Below are 2,862 nucleotides of genomic sequence, written 5' to 3'. Positions count from 1 at the left end.
GCGGCCTACGCCGCCAGGGCCTTCCTGGCGGGCGAGGAACTCTGGCTGCCGCGCGCCCACTCCGTGTGGGACCCGGCGTCGTTCCTGCGGCAGCGGGCCCTGGGGTGGTTCGCCGCGAGGCTCGCCCAGAGCGGGGGCAGGGTGTCCGGCGGCACGGCACTCTTCCCCAGCGGGGACGCCCTCCCGGTGGCCGTGCTGCCCTTCGATGTGCTTCCGCCGGGCAGGTGCGTGGCGGTCGTTGCCGCCGGCGCCAAGGCCGGGAACCTGCCGCCGGGGTATTTCTGGTGTCGGGAGGAGGACCTGGAGATCTCCGGCCTGCCCTCTTGCATGAGGTATATAGGATGAGGTAAAATTTTAAAGAAAGTTTCCCGCCCCTCGGGGCGGCGAGTTCCCGTTTCCCCCGCGCCAGGCGGGGCGAGATTCCCGATAAAGGGTTTCCGGCAGGTTTCCGGCAGGTTTCCGGTCGGTTTCCGGTAGGCCGGATCGCTGAAAGCCAGAAACCACGCGGGCTCAAAAGGATCGGTTTCCGGTTTTCCAGGGGGTATATATCCACTGGAAAAGGATGGTACTGGAAGAGGACGGCAATCAACACCGGCCGCGAACTGAAAAAAAAGTCGTAGCGAAAAATACAACTAATTCCCAAAAAAGGCGGTTACAAGAAGTTACAGGCAGGTTACAGGCAGGTTACAGGCAGGTTACAAAAGACCCGATCCCGCAAAGCCAGTCCCGGCGCGGGTTTCGCCGATCCGGTTACAGGTTTTGCGGGGGACATATGTACTGGAAGAGAATGGAGGCCGTAGCTCTCGCGGCCTCCTCGTTTTTTCGGGGCGCGTGCCCTGCCCCGGAGCCGCGGGCGCGCCCGCGGACCCGGGGGAGGGCGCACAGACTCCGGAAAGCCCTCCTTCCCTTTCCCCCCATTACGGGGGCGAGGCTCAGGTTCCCCCCCTCTTTGCGGGGGCGAGATTAAAATTTTTCCCCGCTTCCAAGCGGGGCGAGCAGGGGTTTTCCCGGCAGGCCCGCAGGAAAAACACCACAAGGAGGTGTTTTGCCCGCGGGCCGGCGCCGGGAGGCCCGCGGGCCTAACCATGAAAAAAGCGATGATCATCAATCTCACCCCCCACCCCGTGACCGTGGTGGGGGAGAACGGTACGGTGACTTTCACCGTGCCACCGAGCGGCCGGACCCTCCGGCTGCCGGAGGCGGTCTCCCCGGCTGGCGATGTCGGGGGCGTCCCGGTAGTCCGGAAGGCCCTCGACCCCGCGGCGGATCTGCCGCCGTACCAGGAGGGGATCTACTACATTGTCTCCCTCCCGGTGGCACAGGCCGTCCGTCGGGAAGACTTCCTCGTCCCGGACGATCTGGTCCGGGACGAGAAGGGCCAAGTTGTAGGCTGCCGCCGCTTCGCGGTGGTGGCTTAGGGCCGCCCAGCTATACTGCCAGGCAGGTAACGCGGCCAAGACTTTTCCTCCCCCGCCCGGTGGTGGTGGGCAATCCAAAAAGGGCGGGGAGGAAAGAAATCAACCTGCCGCAAAGGGGGTTGAGGCAGATCGGCCCCGGATAAGTCGGGGTCGGAGGCGGCCGCCTACCCCACTAGGCAACACACACCGGGAGGGGCTAAAGCCTAGTTGCCCCGTCGAATCGGGCCATCCCGGCAGGCCCGCCAAACCAATACCAGAATAAGGAGGTGTTGGTGCGGCGGGCCGCCGGGGGCCCGCCGCACCTTATACTATGAAGATTATTCAAAGGATTTTTCCTAACGACCGACTGCATGAACGGTTGGTCGACCTGAAAGATCTGCTTAAAAAGTATTTTCTGGTCGTCAGGAGCCATGACGACCAGGGAGTAATTGCTCCTTACACGGCGTCTTTTTATTCTAAGATTTCGTTGGCCTACAAAGAGGTCAACGAAATCCATATAGATGTTGATTCCCCGCCAGATGATGACGACATCTTCTACGACTGGCGGGGATATGTCTATAAAGACGAAGCAGGTGAGCCCTGCGTCGTCGTCTATGTGAACGATAGGTTCGCGGGGCTATATCTGCCCCGCCTCCGCTCCCTCTACGCGACCGACTGGTCGCACAACTGGAAGAGCGTCCAGTTGGCGCGGAAGGTAATCCCCCGCCTCGCCTCCGCTCTGGGGTTAAAACCCCTCACGGAGGCCGAGAAAAGAAAAGCTTTGAGAGAGTTTGCAACAAGCACTCTCTCAAAGAATTCCCGGGTCACCGTAGGGGGTGACCCGGAGTTTGAGATGTGGCGGGGGAACACCCTCGTTAGTGCCGATGACTACCTCGACATGGGAGACAGCATTGGCACGGACGGGGCGAGGAACCAAGTCGAGCTCCGCCCCGCACCGGGAACCCCGTCCCAAGTGGTGAGATCTCTTCGTGAACTCATCAAAGAGTTCGCTAAGAGGTTCCCCAAATATGACTTAGACGCCGCGGGGCACAAGTACCCCTGCGGTGGCCACATTCACATCGGGGGCATCCCCGACAGGGAGCCCCCCGGGGAGCTCTTGGAGCTCCTCGACGATTTCATAGGAAAACCCTCCCTCCCACTCTCGGGGGAGGCGCGCGGAGACTACCGCCGTCTCTCCGCCTGGGAGGACAAACCTTGGGGGTTCGAGTACCGCACCCCGCCGGCCGCGGTGTTCTCGAACCCCCGGGTCGCGAGGACCGTGCTTAAATTGGCACGGAACCTCGTGACCAAGTTCTACTCCGGACGGGCGCTCGAGTACAACGACCCGCCCGGAGTAGAAGATTATATCCGGGTGGGCGGCCTCACCGAAAGGGAAGCCGCCTACTTGGTGGAGTTCTTCCGGCAGGGCGTCCCCAGGAGCCTCCGCATCCGGGCCGCCTGGGGC

General features: G+C 62.4%; 3 protein-coding genes. All 3 read left to right on the top strand.

Annotated features, from left to right (window positions below; genetic code table 11):
* On the top strand, nucleotides 1-345 hold a 345-nt coding region (locus tag G454_RS21925), incomplete at its 5' end, for a hypothetical protein (protein WP_027719213.1).
* Between the two features lie 695 nt (nucleotides 346-1,040).
* Nucleotides 1,041-1,418, top strand: coding sequence for a hypothetical protein (locus tag G454_RS21125; RefSeq protein WP_156896847.1), 378 nt, complete (start codon nucleotides 1,041-1,043; stop codon nucleotides 1,416-1,418).
* Between the two features lie 358 nt (nucleotides 1,419-1,776).
* On the top strand, nucleotides 1,777-2,862 hold a 1,086-nt coding region (locus tag G454_RS19625; protein WP_211230125.1), incomplete at its 3' end, for a putative amidoligase domain-containing protein.

The sequence above is a fragment of the Desulfovirgula thermocuniculi DSM 16036 genome (genome assembly GCF_000429345.1).
In the GTDB taxonomy this organism is placed as follows: Bacteria; Bacillota; Desulfotomaculia; order Desulfotomaculales; family Desulfovirgulaceae; genus Desulfovirgula; species Desulfovirgula thermocuniculi.
Note: the sequence above shows the minus strand (reverse complement) of the source record. Positions and strands in the feature narration are given on the sequence as shown.